At 41.4% G+C, this 19,021-nt stretch carries 24 protein-coding genes; 23 read left to right on the top strand and 1 reads right to left on the bottom strand.

Translation table 11 applies throughout. The features are described from left to right. Positions 1-16 precede the first annotated feature (16 nt). From D8863_RS03970 to D8863_RS03855, 23 genes are all read left to right on the top strand, one after another. Positions 17-634, top strand: a complete 618-nt coding sequence (locus D8863_RS03970) for a class I SAM-dependent methyltransferase (protein WP_125441144.1) — start codon at positions 17-19, stop codon at positions 632-634. Positions 635-647: 13 nt separating this feature from the next. Continuing rightward, positions 648-1,271: a Type 1 glutamine amidotransferase-like domain-containing protein gene (locus D8863_RS03965; RefSeq protein ID WP_125441143.1), complete on the top strand. Its 624-nt coding sequence runs from the start codon at positions 648-650 to the stop codon at positions 1,269-1,271. 156 nt (positions 1,272-1,427) lie between these two features. Continuing rightward, positions 1,428-1,604: a 30S ribosomal protein S21 gene (gene rpsU / locus D8863_RS03960; RefSeq protein WP_000048054.1), complete on the top strand. Its 177-nt coding sequence runs from the start codon at positions 1,428-1,430 to the stop codon at positions 1,602-1,604. Positions 1,605-1,668: 64 nt separating this feature from the next. Next, the gene (locus tag D8863_RS03955; protein ID WP_125441142.1) at positions 1,669-2,631 is read left to right on the top strand and encodes a hypothetical protein; all 963 of its coding nucleotides are present in this window, start codon (positions 1,669-1,671) and stop codon (positions 2,629-2,631) included. Between the two features lie 136 nt (positions 2,632-2,767). Beyond that, on the top strand, positions 2,768-3,703 hold the full coding sequence (hprK, locus tag D8863_RS03950) for an HPr(Ser) kinase/phosphatase (RefSeq protein WP_000115190.1): 936 nt from the start codon (positions 2,768-2,770) through the stop codon (positions 3,701-3,703). After that, complete coding sequence (gene lgt / locus D8863_RS03945) at positions 3,696-4,484, top strand: prolipoprotein diacylglyceryl transferase (protein ID WP_000609709.1); 789 nt, start codon at positions 3,696-3,698, stop codon at positions 4,482-4,484. Before hprK ends, lgt begins: the two co-directional genes overlap by 8 nt. After that, positions 4,485-4,868: a DUF948 domain-containing protein gene (locus D8863_RS03940; protein ID WP_000895033.1), complete on the top strand. Its 384-nt coding sequence runs from the start codon at positions 4,485-4,487 to the stop codon at positions 4,866-4,868. 15 nt (positions 4,869-4,883) lie between these two features. After that, entirely contained in the window at positions 4,884-5,282 is a 399-nt protein-coding gene (locus D8863_RS03935; protein WP_084976124.1) for a YtxH domain-containing protein, read from the top strand. Between the two features lie 73 nt (positions 5,283-5,355). Then, positions 5,356-6,486 carry a radical SAM family heme chaperone HemW gene (gene hemW / locus D8863_RS03930; protein WP_125441141.1) on the top strand — a complete coding sequence of 377 codons (1,131 nt, stop codon included), beginning with the start codon at positions 5,356-5,358 and terminating at the stop codon, positions 6,484-6,486. Between the two features lie 4 nt (positions 6,487-6,490). Next, positions 6,491-7,228, top strand: a complete 738-nt coding sequence (locus tag D8863_RS03925; protein WP_125413495.1) for an acyl-[acyl-carrier-protein] thioesterase — start codon at positions 6,491-6,493, stop codon at positions 7,226-7,228. Positions 7,229-7,238: 10 nt separating this feature from the next. Beyond that, on the top strand, positions 7,239-8,012 hold the full coding sequence (locus tag D8863_RS03920) for a TIGR01457 family HAD-type hydrolase (RefSeq protein ID WP_125441140.1): 774 nt from the start codon (positions 7,239-7,241) through the stop codon (positions 8,010-8,012). After that, positions 8,002-8,619: a TIGR01906 family membrane protein gene (locus tag D8863_RS03915; RefSeq protein WP_185761442.1), complete on the top strand. Its 618-nt coding sequence runs from the start codon at positions 8,002-8,004 to the stop codon at positions 8,617-8,619. The genes D8863_RS03920 and D8863_RS03915 overlap by 11 nt, the downstream gene beginning before the upstream one ends. A gap of 220 nt (positions 8,620-8,839) precedes the next feature. Next, positions 8,840-9,241, top strand: a complete 402-nt coding sequence (locus D8863_RS03905) for a Spx/MgsR family RNA polymerase-binding regulatory protein (RefSeq protein ID WP_000631261.1) — start codon at positions 8,840-8,842, stop codon at positions 9,239-9,241. Further along, the gene (locus D8863_RS03900; protein WP_001041966.1) at positions 9,242-9,520 is read left to right on the top strand and encodes a UPF0223 family protein; all 279 of its coding nucleotides are present in this window, start codon (positions 9,242-9,244) and stop codon (positions 9,518-9,520) included. It abuts the gene before it with no gap. Next, the gene (locus tag D8863_RS03895; protein ID WP_125441138.1) at positions 9,510-10,283 is read left to right on the top strand and encodes an inositol monophosphatase family protein; all 774 of its coding nucleotides are present in this window, start codon (positions 9,510-9,512) and stop codon (positions 10,281-10,283) included. Before D8863_RS03900 ends, D8863_RS03895 begins: the two co-directional genes overlap by 11 nt. Then, positions 10,284-11,588 (top strand): RsmF rRNA methyltransferase first C-terminal domain-containing protein, encoded by a 1,305-nt coding sequence (locus D8863_RS03890; protein ID WP_125441137.1) that lies wholly within the window; start codon positions 10,284-10,286, stop codon positions 11,586-11,588. 210 nt (positions 11,589-11,798) lie between these two features. Next, positions 11,799-12,677 carry a phosphate ABC transporter substrate-binding protein PstS gene (locus D8863_RS03885; RefSeq protein ID WP_125441136.1) on the top strand — a complete coding sequence of 293 codons (879 nt, stop codon included), beginning with the start codon at positions 11,799-11,801 and terminating at the stop codon, positions 12,675-12,677. Further along, positions 12,677-13,594: a phosphate ABC transporter permease subunit PstC gene (gene pstC / locus D8863_RS03880; protein ID WP_001070951.1), complete on the top strand. Its 918-nt coding sequence runs from the start codon at positions 12,677-12,679 to the stop codon at positions 13,592-13,594. The genes D8863_RS03885 and pstC overlap by 1 nt, the downstream gene beginning before the upstream one ends. Further along, a complete protein-coding gene (gene pstA, locus D8863_RS03875) occupies positions 13,584-14,468 on the top strand; it encodes a phosphate ABC transporter permease PstA (RefSeq protein WP_000543050.1) in 885 nt (294 codons plus the stop codon). The genes pstC and pstA overlap by 11 nt, the downstream gene beginning before the upstream one ends. Positions 14,469-14,478: 10 nt before the next feature. Then, positions 14,479-15,282 carry a phosphate ABC transporter ATP-binding protein PstB gene (pstB, locus tag D8863_RS03870; RefSeq protein WP_125441135.1) on the top strand — a complete coding sequence of 268 codons (804 nt, stop codon included), beginning with the start codon at positions 14,479-14,481 and terminating at the stop codon, positions 15,280-15,282. A gap of 12 nt (positions 15,283-15,294) precedes the next feature. Next, complete coding sequence (pstB, locus tag D8863_RS03865; protein ID WP_001287329.1) at positions 15,295-16,053, top strand: phosphate ABC transporter ATP-binding protein PstB; 759 nt, start codon at positions 15,295-15,297, stop codon at positions 16,051-16,053. An 11-nt stretch (positions 16,054-16,064) separates the two neighbouring features. Further along, positions 16,065-16,718, top strand: a complete 654-nt coding sequence (gene phoU / locus D8863_RS03860; RefSeq protein WP_000946468.1) for a phosphate signaling complex protein PhoU — start codon at positions 16,065-16,067, stop codon at positions 16,716-16,718. A 157-nt stretch (positions 16,719-16,875) separates the two neighbouring features. Continuing rightward, the gene (locus D8863_RS03855) at positions 16,876-17,691 is read left to right on the top strand and encodes an ABC transporter substrate-binding protein (RefSeq protein WP_042768133.1); all 816 of its coding nucleotides are present in this window, start codon (positions 16,876-16,878) and stop codon (positions 17,689-17,691) included. Between the two features lie 19 nt (positions 17,692-17,710). Here the strand turns inward: D8863_RS03855 and D8863_RS03850 are convergent, their stop codons facing one another. Beyond that, entirely contained in the window at positions 17,711-18,982 is a 1,272-nt protein-coding gene (locus D8863_RS03850; RefSeq protein ID WP_049505528.1) for an aminotransferase-like domain-containing protein, read from the bottom strand. Positions 18,983-19,021 lie beyond the last annotated feature (39 nt).

Here is a 19,021-nt window from a genome sequence, read left to right as displayed (position 1 = left end):
ACGGGGAGGCTCGACTTTGATTTATATAATCGGTTTTATTTGCTTTTTATTTTTAATGTTACTGTTTTGTCGTCTCATTCAGCAATCAAAGAACCCTTCAGGTTTTCTAGGAAAACGAATGATGAAATTGTGGAATAGAGCCTATCTCCCCATGTTTGTATGGGCAATTCGTCATCTGGATAGGACATTTTACCCTGCAATCTTAGATGTAGGAGTTGGGAACGGCCGTTCAACCATCCTGCTGAAAGAAACCTTTCCGCAAAGTACCGTAACTGGAATCGATATTTCAGATACTGCAGTAGCTCAAGCCAGACAGGTAGAGATGACTAATCTAAATTTTGAACGAAGAGACGTTAGGAAGACAGGTTTTTCTGATGAAAGTTTTGATTTAATCACAGCCTTTCAAACTCATTTTCATTGGCAGGACCTAGAGGCTTCTTTTATGGAACTTCAAAGAATACTAAAATCAGACGGGATGATCTTACTGGCTTGTGAATATAACAAGTTGTCTTACTTTTTACCAGAGGTGAAAAGCGAGAAAGCATTTAGACGATTCTTGTTATCAGTAGGCTTTGAGCTTGTAACTAGTCAAAGAAAGGGATCGTGGATCCTTTATAAAATTGTTAAATATTAATGGAGGTACAGTCATGAAACAATTATTTTTATGTTCATACTTTGCTGGAGTCAAAAAGCTTTTTAGCGATTATGCAAAGGAAAAGAATCTAGAAAACAAGGTTTTATTTATTCCTACCGCTGGGAACAAAGAGGATTATATTGCCTATATCGATGAGGCTCAGCAAACATTCAAAGATTTAGGATTTGAGATAGAGGTTCTAGATATTGCTTCTTGTGATCGAGAAACTGTACAGGCAAAGATTTTCCAAAGCAAAATTCTTTATATCTCTGGCGGGAATACCTTTTATTTATTACAAGAATTAAAGAAAAAGCAACTCCTATCTCTTATCAAAGAACAAATAAGAGATGGGATGATCTATGTGGGAGAATCAGCAGGGGCTATCATTACCGCCAAGGATGTTGACTACAATAAGCTCATGGATGACAAGACGGTAGCGAAAGAGTTATCGGATACAACGGGATTGAATGAAGTGGAGTTTTACATCCTTCCACATTATGGTGAGGAGCCTTTTACTGATAGTAGCAAGAAGACCTTTGAAACCTATAAAAATCAGCTCGACTTATTGCGAATGAACAATTCACAAGCTGTTATTGTAAATGATAAAGAAATAAAAGTTGTTTCTGAACAGGATTAAAATATTTTTTTTCGCTATTATGACATCTATTCTAATACGTTGTCCCTTTTAAAAAGAAAAGGGAAGATAATATAAGTTTATGGCAGTTTTCCCTTGACAAATATTCATTTTGCGTGTAAAATGGAATAGATCTTGAACTTGAAGGGAGTGAAAAAAATGTCTAAAACAGTAGTACGTAAGAATGAATCTCTTGACGATGCACTTCGTCGTTTCAAACGTGCGGTTACTAAAGCTGGTACTCTTCAAGAAACACGCAAACGTGAATTCTATGAAAAACCTTCTGTAAAACGTAAACGTAAATCAGAAGCAGCTCGTAAACGTAAAAAATTCTAATTTGAAATGAAAGGCTAGACTTGTCTAGTCTTTTTTTGCATAGTATTTAGAGGAACAAATTCTTATGAAAGAGTATATAAAAGAATATCAAAAGATGCGTGAAAATCACTTGGAAGATTGGGGTTATTGTGCTGATCCGATAGATTGGAAGGAATTTGAAGAGTCAAACAAAAGAATTTTTGAAGAATACTTAACCGATTCAAAAGTATTGTCTGACAAGGTTTTAAGGGTAAAATTGTACAGTAGCTTATTGTTAGATGATATTCAATATTTTGCCTATTATGCGGCGTTTTTAGATGGGGATTATACACAGTTAAACAACGCGCTATGGCAAACAGGAAGAACTGAGTTGATGAGAGGCGGTTTGTTAGCAAGTGGAACCATTTACACAGATGGAATTTTGAAAGGCTTGTTTACCTCTTTTGCTTGTAACGATTTTTCAGTCATTCCATCATTCATCCTCATAGATTTACCCTTGTTGAAAGGAACCTATTATCCGGAAAATGTGATGAATCTTTTATACGCTCTTTATTATCAAGATGAAGAAAGATTATCCGAGTCGCTCTTGCGTGCACAACAGTTTTTAGGGAAGAAAAAACGAACTGGTATGGAAGAATTTTCTGTTCGGTATTTTATAAGTTTGGCAAGAAAAGATGCAGTTGCATTAAGTGAGTCCTTACAAAACTTATGCCAAGCTTATCAGAGACGAGGTTACCCCTATGAAAAAATTGATAAGTGCTTTGCGGATGAGATTCATGGTCTATATCGATTGATACGATTTTTTGACCATTCCTTGTTCGAAGAAGTCAGCATGCCATCTCATAAGACTTTTTTGAAGGAGTTTGAAGAATGGCAAGTCCAAAATCAGTTTCCACAAGGTCAACAGTTCTATACCTATCCTCAAGATATGGCTGATGCAAACAGAATGTTAACAAAAGGTTTTCCAAGAATTTACTTAGAAAAATCTGGAAGGGATTTGGTGATAGACGTTGACCGATTTGCAGTAGATTTGTCTCGGTTAATTTGAAAGCGTACGAAAAGACTTCCTAGTTAAATCTTTTCCCAAGTAACATCAAATAAATACTGTAAATCCTGCAAAAAAAGGAAACTTCCAACTACAATCTGATATAATAGTAAGGAGAACTCGATTGAAGGAGGAAATTATGTCGGTTTTAGTAAGAGATGTCATTGAAAAACTCAGACTAGATATTGTCTATGGTGAAGGCGAATTACTTGAAAAAGAAATCAATACTGCGGACATTATGAGACCTGGTCTTGAAATGACGGGCTATTTTGATTACTATACACCAGAACGGATTCAGCTGTTAGGGATGAAGGAGTGGTCCTATTTAGTTGCCATGCCTGCCCAGAACCGTTATCAAGTTTTGAAGAAAATGTTTCTACCTGAAACACCTGCGGTTATCGTGGCCCGTGGCCTGGTGGTACCAGAGGAAATGTTGAGGGCTGCTAGGGAATGCAAGATTGCGATTTTAACCAGTCGAACAGCAACCAGTCGTTTATCTGGAGAGTTATCCAGCTACCTTGATTCCCGTTTGGCTAAACGTACCAGTGTGCATGGTGTCTTGATGGATATCTATGGCATGGGTGTCTTGATCCAAGGAGATAGCGGTATCGGTAAGAGCGAGACAGGTCTTGAACTTGTGAAGCGTGGACACCGTCTAGTAGCTGACGATCGTGTAGATATTTATTCTAAGGATGAGATGACTCTTTGGGGCGAACCTGCTGAAATCTTGAAACATTTACTTGAGATTCGTGGAGTTGGGATTATCGATATCATGAGTCTCTATGGTGCAAGTGCCGTAAAAGATTCTTCACAAGTTCAGCTAGCAGTTTATCTAGAAAATTACGATACGCATAAGACCTTTGACCGTCTAGGAAACAATGCCGAAGAACTCGAAGTTTCTGGTGTAACGATTCCGCGTATCCGCATCCCAGTAAAAACAGGACGAAATATCTCCGTTGTCATTGAGGCGGCTGCCATGAACTACCGTGCTAAAGAAATGGGCTTTGATGCGACACGTTTATTTGAAGAACGCTTGACAAATCTAATCGCTCAAAATGAGGTGAAACATGATTAATCCAGTCGCATTTGAAATTGGTCCCTTTGCTATTCGTTGGTATGCTTTGTGTATTGTAGCTGGTTTGGTTCTGGCAGTCTACCTTGCCATGAAAGAAGCTCCTAAAAAGAAAATCCTATCAGATGATATTTTGGATTTTATCCTGATTGCTTTTCCTGTAGCTATTTTAGGTGCTAGGCTATACTACGTACTCTTTCGCTTAGATTATTATCTGCAAAATCCAGGTGAAATCATCGCCATCTGGAATGGCGGCTTGGCCATTTACGGAGGTTTGATAGCGGGCGCTATTGTCCTTTATATCTTTGCAGATAGAAAGCTGATCAATACTTGGGATTTCTTAGATATTGCAGCACCGAGCGTCATGGTTGCCCAGAGTTTAGGGCGCTGGGGGAACTTCTTTAACCAAGAAGCCTACGGTGCAGCAGTAGATAGTCTGGATTATTTGCCGGGCTTTATCCGTGACCAGATGTACATCGATGGTAGCTACCGTCAGCCGACCTTCTTATATGAGTCGGTTTGGAATTTGATTGGATTTGCTTTGATTCTGATTTTTAGACGAAAATTGAAGGGAATCAGACGTGGTCATATCACTGCTTTCTACTTGATTTGGTATGGCTTTGGTCGTATGATTATCGAAGGGATGCGGACGGATAGTCTCATGTTCTTTGGTCTGCGAGTTTCCCAATGGTTATCAGTTATCCTTATCGGACTCGGTATTTTTATCATACTTTATCAAAATCGAAAGAAAGCCCCTTTCTATCATACAGAGGAGGAAAAATAAATGTTAGAAGTAGCATATATACTTGTTGCGATTGCTTTGATTGTCTGTTTAGTCTATTTGACAATCACGATTCAAAAAGCAGGTCGTATGATTGATGAGACAGAGAAAACCATCAAAACGTTGAGCTCAGATGTGAACGTTACCTTGCATCAGACTAATGAATTGTTGGTTAAGGTCAATGTGTTAGCAGACGATATCAATATCAAAGTTGCGACGATTGATCCACTCTTTACGGCGGTGGCAGACTTGTCTGAGTCAGTTTCTGACCTCAACCAACATGCGCGTGTTTTAGGCAAAAAAGCTTCATCTGCTGGTTCAAAGACCATCAAAACAGGTGCAGGCTTGTCAGCTCTTCGCGTCGCAAGTAAATTTTTCAAAAAATAAAAAAGGAGAAATCTCATGGGAAAACTATCCTCTATCCTTTTAGGAACAGTTTCAGGTGCAGCTCTTGCTTTGTTTTTGACGAGTGACAAGGGCAAGCAAGTTTGTAGTCAAGCTCAGGATTTTCTAGATGATTTGAGAGAAGATCCAGAATATGCTAGAGAGCAGGTTTGTGAAAAACTAACAGAAGTGAAGGAACAGGCAACTGACTTTGTGCTGAAAACAAAGGAACAAGTAGAATCTGGTGAAATCACTTTTGATAGTGTCCTTGACCAAGCTAAAACCTGTGCTCGACAAGCGACGGAAGCATCGAAGGAAACCTTTAACAATCTTAAGGAGCAATGGCAAGAACAGTCAGCAACTCCAGACGTTGCTGAAGGCCAAGAAGAAATCATCATCGATATTACTGAAGTATAAGGTATCACCATCTCTGGTTTTTGGAGATGGTGATTTTTATCTGCAAGTCTGTCTTTGTGGTATAATAAATACTATGCAGAAAAAACCAACGTCCGCCTACGTGCATATTCCCTTTTGCACACAGATTTGTTATTATTGTGACTTTTCAAAAGTATTTATCAAGAATCAACCAGTAGATAGTTACCTGGAGCATCTGCTAGAAGAGTTTCGTTCTTATGATATCCAAAAGTTGTCAACCCTCTATATCGGAGGTGGGACACCAACAGCCCTGTCAGCTTCACAACTAGAAGTGCTCTTGGATGGCTTGACTAAACACTTGGACTTGTCGGTCTTAGAAGAATTAACCATTGAAGCTAACCCAGGAGATCTGGACGCTGATAAGATTGCGGTTTTGAAAAACTCGCCAGTCAATCGTGTTTCCTTAGGTGTGCAAACTTTTGATAACAAAATGCTGAAAAAGATTGGGCGCAGTCATTTGGAGAAGGATATTTATGAAAATATCGACCGTCTTAAATTGGCTGGTTTTGACAATATCTCCATCGACCTAATCTACGCTCTTCCTGGTCAGACTATGGATCAGGTCAAGGAGAATGTGGCTAAGGCCATTTCGCTTGATATTCCTCATATGAGTCTTTATAGCTTGATTTTGGAAAATCATACAGTCTTTATGAACCGCATGCGACGTGGGAAATTGCCCCTACCCAAGGAAGAGTTAGAAGCGGAGATGTTTGAGTACATCATCGCAGAACTGGAGCGAGCTGGTTTTGAGCATTATGAGATTTCCAATTTCTCTAAACCCGGATTTGAAAGTCGCCACAATCTCATGTACTGGGACAATGCCGAGTATTATGGTATCGGTGCGGGTGCTTCAGGTTATGTGAATGGGGTGCGTTATAAAAATCATGGTCCTGTCCGCCACTATCTCAATGCGGTAGAGGCAGGAAATGCTCGGATTACAGAAGAACACCTGAGTCAAAGGGAGCAGATGGAAGAAGAAATGTTCCTAGGCCTCCGGAAAAAATCCGGGGTTTCCATGGCGCGATTTGAGGAGAAATTTGGACAGTCCTTTGATGGACTTTATGGCGAGATCATCAGAGACTTGGTTCAACAAGGACTTATGCAGATCGACGGTGATCGTGTCCGAATGACAAAGAGAGGTCTCTTCTTAGGAGACACTGTAGCAGAACGATTTATTTTGGAGTAGAACAATGGGCTTAACTTATCAAATGAAAATGAAAATTCCTTTTGATATGGCGGACATGAACGGTCATATCAAACTTCCAGATGTGATTTTGCTGTCCTTGCAAGTATCAGGTATGCAGTCGATTGAACTGGGAGTTAGCGACAAGGATGTGTTGGAACGTTACAATCTGGTCTGGATTATTACAGACTATGCGATTGACGTGGTTCGCTTGCCTCGCTTTGCTGAGGAGATTACGATTGAAACAGAAGCATTGACTTACAATCGTCTTTTTTGCTACCGCCGTTTCACTATCTATGATGAAGCAGGTCAAGAAATCATTCGCATGGTAGCAACCTTTGTTCTTATGGACAGAGACAGTCGGAAAGTTCATGCTGTCGAACCGGAGATTGTTTCGCCTTACCAGTCTGAGTTTGATAAAAAACTCATACGTGGGCCAAAGTATACAAATCTAGAAGAGCCAATCAGTAAAGACTACCATGTTCGTTTTTACGATTTGGATATGAATGGTCATGTTAATAACAGTAAATACTTGGATTGGATTTTTGAGGTTATGGGAGCAGACTTTTTGACCAAGTATATTCCAAAGAAAATCAATCTCAAATATGTCAAAGAAGTGCGACCAGGTGGCATGATTGCTTCAGCTTATGAACTCAAGGGACTAGAAAGCAAGCATGAGATTATCAGTGATGGCGAGATTAATGCCCAAGCTATGATTACGTGGCAAGAAATTGAAGGCAATTAGAAAGGACGATATGGCTTATAAAGGTTATTTAATTGATTTAGACGGAACCATTTACAAGGGGAAAGACCGAATTCCCGCGGGTGAGGCTTTTGTCCATGAGTTACAAAAAAGAGAAATTCCCTATCTCTTTGTGACCAATAATACAACTCGTACTCCTGAGAGTGTTCAAGAGATGTTGGCTCAGAATTTTAACATTAATACACCTCTATCAACTGTCTACACAGCGACTTTGGCAACCATCGACTATATGAACGACTTGGGACTGGAAAAGACAGTCTATGTCATTGGTGAAGCAGGGCTCAAGGATGCTATCCAGGCGGCAGGTTATGCGGAAGACAAGGAAAATCCTGCCTATGTGGTAGTTGGACTGGACTGGCAAGTCGACTATGAAAAATTTGCGACGGCGACTCTAGCCATTCAAAAGGGGGCTCACTTTATCGGAACCAATCCTGACCTCAATATCCCGACGGAACGTGGTCTCTTGCCTGGTGCTGGTTCACTGGTGACACTTCTTGAAGCAGCAACACGTGTAAAACCAGTTTATATCGGAAAACCAAATGCTATCATCATGGACAAGGCGGTAGAGCACTTAGGTTTGAAAAGAGAAGAATTGCTCATGGTTGGGGACAATTACCTGACGGATATCCGAGCAGGAATTGACAATGGCATTCCAACGCTCTTGGTGACGACAGGTTTTACCAAAGCAGAAGAAGTGGCGGACTTGCCAATCGCACCAACTCATGTGGTGTCTAGCCTTGCGGAGTGGAATTTCGATGAAAACTAAACTGACCTTTTGGGGAAGTATGCTCTTTTTCCTCTCCCTTTCTATCCTACTGACCATTTATCTGGCATGGATTTTCTATCCTTTGGAAATTGAGTGGCTGAACTTAGCGAATCGAGTCTATCTAAAGCCCGAAACCATTCAGTACAATTTTCATATCTTAATGAATTACCTGACCAATCCCTTTAGTCAGGTCTTGGAGATGCCAGATTTTCGTTCATCAGCTGCAGGTTTACACCATTTTGCGGTGGTGAAAAATCTCTTCCACTTGGTTCAGCTAGTCACTTTGGTGACACTTCCAAGTTTCTATTTCTTTGTTAGAAAGATTGTGAAAAAAGGATTTCTACCTCTATATCGTAAAAGTATTCTGACTTTAGTGCTATTGCCTCTAGTCATTGGGCTTGTAGGAGTGTTGATTGGTTTTGAGCAATTCTTTACTCTTTTCCATCAGATTCTCTTTGTGGGAGATGATACCTGGCTTTTTGATCCAGCAAAGGATCCCGTTATTTGGATCTTACCAGAGACTTTCTTTCTCCATGCCTTTTTACTTTTCTTTGCTTTGTATGAAGGAATGTTTGGTTTCCTTCTCGCTAAAGCTGCAAGGAAATAGTGGAAAAAATTCTGTATTTTTAATAAAAACCGAGAGAAGTTGCTCTACTCCCTATTTATTGTTAGGTTATCCTAAAGATAAACTTGCAAAGCAGGAGATTTTTGCAGAAAACAGTCTATTTTCTATGAAAAAATAGGCTTTTTTTCTAAAAATACCTAGTCAAGCGCTTTATTTTTTTGTATAATAGAAATAGCAAGTATAGATAAAAGAAGAGAAAAGCATGATTACACTATTTTTATCACCGAGTTGTACATCATGTCGTAAGGCAAAGGCTTGGTTAGAAACGCATAAAGTGCCCTTTCAAGAGCATAATATTATGACTAGTCCTTTAACAAGAAAAGAATTACAACATATTCTTTCCTTGACCGAAAATGGTACTGATGACATCATTTCAACTCGTTCAAAAATTTTTCAAAAATTGGATATTGATGTAGAGAGTATCTCGGTATCGGAGTTGCTTCAGTTGATTGAGCAATATCCTAGTCTTTTGCGTCGCCCAATTATTATAGATACCAAACGCATGCAGATCGGTTTTAATGAAGATGAGATTCGTGCTTTTCTCCCTCGTAGTTACCGTAAACAAGAATTGAAAGAAGCAACATTGAGAGCTGGTATTGGATAGATGAACAAACAGTATAGTTACCCACTAGATTTGTCGTGGAGCACTGAAGAACTTGCTTCAGTGCTTTCTTTTTTTAATGATGTTGAAGCTGCTTATGAAGATAAGGTAGAAGCAAAAAAACTGCTAGAGTCTTACAAGGAATTCAAATTGGTCGTGCCAAGCAAGAGTGAAGAGAAACGTTTGGGACGAGAATTTGAAACAGTTAGTGGTTATTCGCTTTACCGAGCAGTTCAGGCTGCCAAGGAAAAAAGAGAAGGGAAGATTTCTCTTGAAAACTAAATTTGAATTTGCCAAACAAATTGTGAAGGAAGCTGCTGCCTATATTTTGGCTCACATGAAAGAAGATTTGCAGGTTGAGCGCAAGTCTTCCCCTACTGACTTGGTGACGCGTTTGGACAAGGAGATCCAGGAACTCTTGGTTGAACGGATCAAGTACTCCTATCCTGAGGACTTGATTTGCGCGGAAGAGGGTTGTTTACGTGCTGCAGTCGGTCAAGGTTCCGTTTGGGTGATTGATCCCATTGACGGTACCAATAACTTTGTCGCTCAGCAGGAAGATTTTGCCGTGATGTTGGCTTATTTTGAAAATGGGGTTGGCAAATTTGGCATCATCTATGATGTCATGAAAGGTGATTGTTACCATGGTGGTGGTGCCTTTCCTCCTTTTCGCAATAATGAGCCCTTACCGCCTTTTAAAAAGAAACCTCTTCAAGAATTTTTAGTTGCTGGTAACTCAGGTATGTTTGAAAGCAATGAGTGGGGCTTGGCGGATTTGGGTCGAGCTGCGTTGGGGGTTCGTGTCTACGGCAGTGCGGCCATTAGTTTTGCCAAGGTTTTATCTGGTCGTCTTCTGACTTATATTACCTATCTGCAGCCATGGGATTACGCTTCGGCCAGTATCTTAGGGGAAAGTCTGGGTTATCGCCTTCTTACGGTATCGGGTGAGCCCGCTGATTTTACAACGCGTCAGCCTGTCATGATGGTGCCAATCGAGATGCAAGAGGAGATTCAGTCTTATATCTACGAAAGGAAAGAGAACTAAATGCAATTTCCAGAAGGATTTGTTGAAAAATATGAAGCGATACTAGAAGATGAGGCAAGAGACTTTCTTGCCTCTTTTAAACAAGAAGCGGTTTCGGCTTTTCGGGTCAATCCCTTAAAAGAAAGTCAGTTATCGTTTGCAGATGCTATTCCAAATACACCTTGGGGGTATTATGGTAAGGTTTCTGGAAAGTCACCAGAGCACGCGACCGGTCTTGTTTATTCGCAAGAGCCTGCAGCTCAAATGGTGGCCCAGGTAGCTCAACCCCTTCCCGGTATGAAGGTCTTGGACTTGGCGGCAGCACCAGGGGGAAAATCCACTCAACTAGCAGCTTATCTGGCTAATCAGGGAGTCCTTGTTTCCAATGAAATTTCAAGTAAGCGGGCTAAGATTTTAGTGGAAAATATGGAGCGATTTGGAGCGACAAACGTTGTTGTGACCAATGAATCTGCTGACCGCTTGGCCAAGGTTTTTAAAGGTTACTTTGATGTGATTGTCCTTGATGCACCTTGCTCGGGTGAAGGGATGTTTCGTAAGCAACCAGATGCCATGGATTATTGGAGTACTGATTATCCTAGTCAATGCGCTAGTCTCCAAAGAGAAATTTTAGAAGATGCAGTGACCATGCTTGCTGAAGGTGGCCGTTTGGTCTATTCGACCTGTACTTGGGCACCTGAGGAAAATGAAGAAATCGTCCACTGGTTGCTGGATACTTATGATTTTGAACTGCTTCCAGTTGAGCATGTGAACGGTATGGTAGCAGGAATTGACCTTCCTGAAACGGCGCGGATGTATCCTCATCATTTCAAGGGAGAAGGCCAGTTTGTTGCCCACCTGCAGTTTAAGGGACAAAATCCCGCACCTAAATTCAAAGCTAGCAAGAGCAATCTCAGTCGTGAGCAACTGGCTTTGTGGCAAGAATTTGCCAAAAAACACTTGCGAGTCAATCTAACTGGTATCTTGCAGACTTTTGGAGATCAACTCTATCTCTTGCCAGAGATGCTACCTGATCTAGGCAAACTCAAAATTGCCCGAAATGGACTCCATCTGGGGACTTTTAAAAAGAAACGCTTTGAACCAAGCTTTGCTCTGGGATTAGCATTGAAACCAAGCCAAGTAAAACAAAGTGTTGAAATCAATGATGAGGACTTTGTAAAATATGTGGCTGGTGAGACTGTTCAATTGTCTGAAGCTCGACCAAATGGCTGGTACCAAGTTGTGGTTCAAGGAAACGGATTGGGCTTTGCCAAGGTAACGGGAAATGTTTTGAAAAATTATTATCCAAAAGGGCTCAGATTCAGGTGAAAAAGCTAGTCAAAGAGCCTATTCTATGTTATAGTGGAAGTATGAGTTTTTTCTGATCGTCTTTCATTATTACTTATATTATACGATGGAATTGTCCGCTCCTAAGAATGACTAGATAAAATAAAGCGGGACAATCATTGATGATTATTGGATGATCAGGACAAACGGAAGAAATCAGAACATTTATCATTATGTTCAAGGAGAATAACAGTGAAAAAAAGAAAAAAGCTCGTCATGTCTCTTGCAGCTCTTTTGATGGCAGGTTCTCTTGCAGGATGTGCTAGCTGGATTGATCGTGGAGAATCCATGACAGCCGTTGGTTCAACTGCTCTTCAGCCTCTTGTCGAAGCGGCAGCAGATGAATTTGGTTCTAGAAACATCGGAAAAACAGTTAATGTTCAAGGTGGTGGATCGGGTACAGGACTATCACAAGTCCAGTCTGGAGCAGTTGACATCGGGAACTCTGACGTCTTTGCAGAGGAAAAAGAAGGAATCGATGCTTCAGCCCTAGTAGACCACAAGGTTGCAGTGGCTGGTCTTGCAGTGATTGTAAACAAGGAAGTGGATGTTGAAAATCTCACAACCGAGCAACTTCGCAAAATCTTTACAGGTGAAGTGACCAACTGGAAAGAAGTTGGGGGCAAAGACATGGCAATTTCAATCATCAACCGAGCAGCAAGTTCTGGTTCACGAGCGACGTTTGATACGGTTGTTATGAATGGCCAAGCGGCAATGCAGAGCCAAGAACAGGATTCTAACGGGATGGTCAAGTCGATTGTATCCCAAACGCCTGGAGCCATTTCTTACCTGGCTTTTGCCTATGTAGATGACTCCGTGAAAAGCATGAAACTGAATGGGTATGAACCTACGTCTGAAAATGTAACGACCAACAACTGGCCTTTGTGGTCTTACGAACATATGTACACACTTGGTCAGCCAAATGAGTTAGCTGCTGAATTCCTGAATTTCATCCTCTCAGATGAAGCCCAAAATGGAATTGTTAAGGGCATGGGCTATATCTCTATCAATGAAATGAAAGTCCAAAAGGATGCTTCAGGTACCGTTACAGCAGTAGAAGGAGGTCAATAATGAATCAAGAAGAATTATCTAAAAAATTACTCTCTCCTTCAAAGAACTCTCGGCTTGAGAAGTTTGGTAAAGGATTGACCTTCACTTGCCTTTCTTTGATTGTTATCATTGTGGCAATGATTTTGATTTTTGTAGCCCAAAAAGGCTTATCGACCTTCTTTGTCAATGGGGTCAACATCTTTGATTTCCTCTTTGGACAAACTTGGAATCCTTCAGGAAAACAATTTGGTGCCCTTCCAATGATTTTGGGTTCCTTTATTGTGACGATTTTATCAGCTCTCATCGCAACACCCTTTGCTATTGGTGCGGCAGTCTTTATGACCGAAGTCTCACCAAAGGGTGCAAAAATCTTGCAACCAGCCATTGAACTCCTCGTTGGTATTCCTTCAGTCGTCTATGGATTTATCGGTTTACAAGTTGTGGTGCCTTTTGTTCGTAGCGTCTTTGGTGGAACTGGTTTTGGGATCTTGTCAGGGATTTTCGTTCTTTTTGTCATGATCTTACCAACTGTAACCTTTATGACAACAGACAGCTTGCGTGCTGTTCCTCGTCATTACCGTGAAGCCAGTTTGGCTATGGGAGCCACTCGTTGGCAAACCATCTGGCGTGTGACCTTGAAAGCAGCACGTTCAGGTATTTTTACTGCAGTGGTCTTTGGGATGGCGCGTGCCTTCGGTGAAGCCCTTGCTATTCAGATGGTGGTCGGAAACTCAGCAGTTATCCCAACCTCGCTAACAACACCAGCTGCGACCTTGACATCTGTATTGACTATGGGTATCGGAAATACCGTCATGGGAACGGTTGATAATAACGTTCTCTGGTCACTGGCCTTAGTCTTGCTCTTGATGAGTTTGGCCTTTAACAGTGTGATTAAATTGATTACGAAAGAAAGAGGAAAGAAAAACTATGCACGCTAAGAAATTAGATAAACTTGCAACAGCTGTCCTCTATACCATCGCGGGTATCATCGTTGCCATCTTGGCATCCTTGATTCTCTATATCTTGGTGAGAGGGTTACCGCATATCTCTTGGTCCTTCTTGACAGGGAAATCTTCCTCTTATCAAGCAGGTGGGGGTATCGGGATTCAGCTCTACAATTCCTTCTTCCTTTTGGTCATTACCTTGATCATTTCTGTTCCGCTATCTATGGGGGCTGGTGTATTCCTCGCTGAGTATGCCAAAAAAGGACCTGTGACCAATTTTATTCGTACCTGTATTGAGATTTTGTCTTCTCTACCATCAGTCGTTGTGGGTCTCTTTGGTTACTTGATCTTTGTAGTCCAGTTTGAGTATGGATTTTCAATCATTTCAGGTGCCTTGGCCTTGACAGTCTTTAACCTCCCTCAGATGACTCGAAATGTTGAGGACAGTTTAAAACACGTTCACCATACGCAACGCGAGGCTGGTTTGGCCCTTGGAATTTCTCGTTGGGAGACTGTGGTCCATGTCGTCATTCCAGAAGCCCTTCCAGGTATCGTAACGGGTGTTGTTTTGGCATCTGGCCGTATCTTTGGTGAGGCCGCCGCTCTTATCTATACGGCAGGACAATCCGCTCCAGCCCTTGACTGGTCTAACTGGAATATCCTCAGTGTTACCAGCCCTATCTCAATCTTCCGTCAAGCAGAAACCTTGGCTGTCCACATCTGGAAGGTCAACAGTGAAGGAACCATTCCTGATGCTACCATTGTATCTGCTGGTTCTGCCGCCGTGCTCCTCATCTTTATCTTGATTTTTAACTTTGGAGCACGCAAACTCGGAAGCTATTTACACAAGAAATTAACCGCTGCCTAAAGGAGAAGCCATGTCAAAATATAACTGGGATGAAAAGCATATCATCACCTTCCCTGAAGAAAAAGTGGCCCTCTCTACCAAGGATTTACATGTTTACTACGGTAAAAATGAATCCATCAAGGGCATCGATATGCAATTTGAAAAAAATAAAATTACAGCCTTGATTGGTCCTTCTGGATCTGGGAAATCTACCTATCTTCGCAGTCTCAATCGGATGAATGATACCATTGATATTGCCAAGGTAACAGGTCAAATCCTCTACCGAGGGATTGACGTCAACCGTCCAGAAATCAATGTCTATGAGATGCGCAAGCATATCGGAATGGTCTTTCAACGTCCAAATCCATTTGCCAAGTCTATTTACCGCAACATCACTTTTGCTCATGAACGTGCAGGTGTTAAGGATAAGAAAGTACTTGATGAAATTGTAGAAACCTCTCTGAGACAGGCTGCCCTATGGGATCAGGTCAAAGATGACCTCCACAAATCAGCCTTGATGTTTTCTGGTGGTCAGCAACAACGTCTCTGTATCGCTCGTGCCATCTCTGTCAAGCCAGATATCCTCTTGATGGATGAGCCTGCTTCAGCCTTGGATCCGATTGCGACAGCCCAGCTGGAAGAAACCATGTTGGAATTGAAGAAGGACTTTACCATCATCATCGTTACCCACAGTATGCAACAGGCTGCACGTGCAAGTGACTACACAGGATTTTTCTACTTGGGTGATTTGATTGAGTATGATAAGACATCCAATATTTTCCAAAATGCTAAGTTACAGTCAACCAATGACTATGTAACGGGACACTTTGGTTAGAAAGGAAACGGTATGTCAGAAGCGATTTTACAGGTGTCAGACCTGTCCGTTTATTACAATAAAAAGAAGGCCTTGAATAGTGTTTCCCTTTCTTTCCAACCTAAGGAAATAACAGCCTTGATTGGTCCTTCTGGATCAGGAAAGTCTACCCTGCTCAAAGCCATCAACCGCATGGGTGATCTAAATCCTGAGGTGACAACCACTGGATCAGTAGTCTATAATGGTCACAATATCTATAGTCCCCGCACCGATACGGTTGAATTGCGTAAGGAAATCGGTATGGTCTTTCAACAGCCTAATCCTTTCCCTATGTCTATCTACGAAAATGTTGTCTATGGTCTACGTATCAATGGGGTTAAGGATAAGCAAGTTCTTGATGAAGCAGTAGAAAAGGCCTTGCAACGTGCTTCTATCTGGGATGAAGTAAAGGATCGTTTGCATGATTCGGCCATTGGTCTCTCAGGTGGACAACAACAACGTGTTTGTGTTGCTCGTGTCTTAGCAACCAGTCCCAAAATTATCCTCTTAGATGAACCAACTTCAGCTTTGGATCCTATTTCTGCAGGTAAGATTGAGGAAACCTTGTATGGTCTGAAAGATAAATACACCATGCTCTTGGTGACGCGTTCGATGCAACAAGCCTCACGTATCTCTGATAAAACAGGATTTTTCCTAGATGGGGATTTGATCGAGTTTAACGATACGAAGAAGATGTTCCTAGACCCACAAAACAAGGAAACAGAAGATTATATTACAGGAAAATTTGGATAAGGAGTTGAATGATGTTACGATCTCAATTTGAAGAAGATTTGGAGAAATTGCACAACCAGTTCTATGCTATGGGACAAGAAGTGCTCTCGCAGATCAATCGTACAGTGCGTGCCTTTGTCACGCATGACCGTGATTTGGCAAAAGAAGTCATCGAAGACGATGCAGAAGTAAATGAATATGAAGTGAAGTTGGAAAAGAAATCATTTGAAATGATTGCTCTCCAACAACCTGTTTCGCAAGACCTTCGTACCGTCTTGACCGTTCTCAAGGCAGTGTCAGACGTGGAACGCATGGGAGATCATGCAGTGTCTATCGCTGAGGCGACCATTCGTATGAAGGGAGAGCAACGTATCCCTTCTGTTGAAGAAGAAATCAAAAAGATGGGACGCGACGTGAAAAACTTCGTCGAAGCAGCTCTAGATCTCTATCTCAACGGTTCTGTGGATCAAGCCTACGAAGTAGCAGCGATGGACGAAAAAATCAACCATTACTTTGATAGCATCCGTGATTTGGCTACAGAAGAAATTAAGAAAAATCCTGAAGCTATCGTTACAGGCCGTGATTACTTCCAGGTCATTTCTTTCTTGGAACGTATCGGAGACTACGCAAAAAATATCTGTGAATGGGTTGTTTACTTTGAAACAGGTAAGATTGTCGAACTATAAGAAACGGTTTAAATATACAGAAATAAGGCTGATTAAAATAAATCAGTCTTCTTTTTTTATGAAAAGAATTGTTTTACAATCAAAATCTCTAAAAAGGTTGACAACTATTTTTAAAAGAGTTATAATTATTCAGAATTAACAGAAAGGTCGTTTATTTATGAAATTCAAGAAATGGATATTAGTTGTGTGTAGCATGCTTGCCAGTGTGGTTCTAGTAGCTTGCCAGTCAGGTACGGATAGTTCCCAGTCTGCTGTGGACGCTATCAAACAAAAAGGAAAGCTAGTCGTTGCGACCAGCCCAGACTATGCGCCGTTTGAATTCCAATCCTTGGTAGATGGTAAAAACCAAGTGGTTGGTGCAGATATTGATATGGCTCAAGCAATTGCAGACGAGCTTGGGGTTAAACTTGAAATCTCAAGTATGAGTTTTGACAATGTCTTGACCAGTCTTCAAACTGGAAAGGCTGACTTGGCCATTGCAGGAATTAGTGCTACAGATGAGAGAAAGGAAGTCTTTGACTTTTCAATCCCTTACTATGAAAATAAGATGAGTTTCTTGGTTAGAAAAGCTGATTTAGACAAATACAAGGATCTTACAAGCCTCGCAAGTGCCAATATCGCAGCTCAAAAGGGAACTGTGCCAGAAACCATGGTCAAGGAACAATTGCCAAATGCCCAGTTGACATCCTTGACCAATATGGGGGAAGCAGTCAATGAATTGCAGGCTGGAAAAGTGGATGCTGTTCATATGGATGAACCAGTTGCTCTTAGCTACGCAGGTAAAAACTCAGACCTTGTCGTTGCATCTGTTAACTTGACAATGAAAGATGGCGAAGCCAATGCCGTTGCTATTAAGAAGAATCAATCAGACTTGAAAGCAGTAGTCGATAAGGTTATCCAAAAACTGAAAGACGACGGAACCTATCAAAACTATCTTGAAAAGGCAGCGAAACTAACAGAAGTTGAGCAATAAGAAAAAGCAGAGTTGGACTTTAATCCAATTCTGCTTTTATGTATTCTAATAGCTCTTCTAGATTTTCAAGAGTGACTTTGGCGAACTGATAAGGACAGGCGTCCAAATAAGCCTTCTCAAAAAAGTCTAATTTGAGTGAGCTGTGTTTCAAACTGGCAATCTTAGGATAGTGTCTCAAATCAAGCAAAAGACCATCGTGTAGAGGATAGTGGGGTAAGGGACAGGTGTTTTTTTCAAGTAGCTCCTTAATCTGAGCCTGATAGTTCTCTTGAAGGCTCAATCGAGCCAGTCGATTTTTTTCAAATAACTGGCTATCGATGTAAAGAGAAAGAGCCTTTTGCATGATGAGATTGCTGTCATAGTCCAAGATATTTTTGTAGGAAACAAAGGCCTCTTTTAGGGCATTTGGAAGAATGAGAGCGGTAATACGAAGGGCTGGAAAGAGACTGGTTGAGAAGGACTTGATATAAATGACCCGATCCTCAGTATCCAGATAGTGGAAGGTTTGTCCCTTTTTAGAGTCTAAGTCACCTAGATAATCATCCTCTACGATGTAAACACCATACTGGTTTGCTAGATCCAGAATAGCCCTTTTTTCCTGATCAGAATAGGAATGACCTAGGGGATAGTGGAAGCGAGGAATAGTGTAGAAAAACTTGATCTTCCTAGATTTGAACTGTTCTTCTAGTTCGTCAAGGTTGATGCCATCAATTCGGCGTTCAATGGTCTGGTATGCTAGCCCCTGAGCGACCAAGAGGCGATTCATCCGGTGGTAGGTCGGTTGTTCGACCAAAATCTCCGCTCCCTTGCTCGGAAAGTCAATCTGAGAAAGGATAAAGAGAGCTTGCTGGGTACCAGATGTTAGAACCAGTTGATCGGGTTTACAGTAGAGAGCTTGGTTGAAAAGAAGTTGATGGACAGATTGTCTGAGTTCCTCAAGGCCTTCTTGGTTGTCATAGTAGTTGAAGAGGTAGTTTTCTCGGCCTATCAGGGTTTCGTTGACGCAGAGTCGGAAGTCGTCATAGGCACTGGCATGTTCGTCAGTGACTTCGATTTCCAAGTCTTGGTGCTGTCCTTGTTCTAGAACATAGTAGCCACTTTGGGGTTTGGCATAGAGGTATTGTTCATGGCGTAATTCCAGCAGGGCTCGTTGGATAGTGTCCTTGCTACAGTGGAAGTCTTGGCTCAGTTGACGGATGGAGGGAAGCCGGCTACCTGTTGGAAATTTTCCTGATTCGATCCCCTTTTTTAGAAAGGAAACGACTACTTGGTATTTACTTTCTTTCTTCATTCCAGACCTCCGTTAATTTTGTTACATTGTACCTTTTTT

Source organism: Streptococcus oralis (genome assembly GCF_003943825.1).
GTDB classification, from domain to species: Bacteria; Bacillota; Bacilli; order Lactobacillales; family Streptococcaceae; genus Streptococcus; species Streptococcus oralis_CD.
This window is presented reverse-complemented; position numbering and strand designations above follow the sequence as displayed.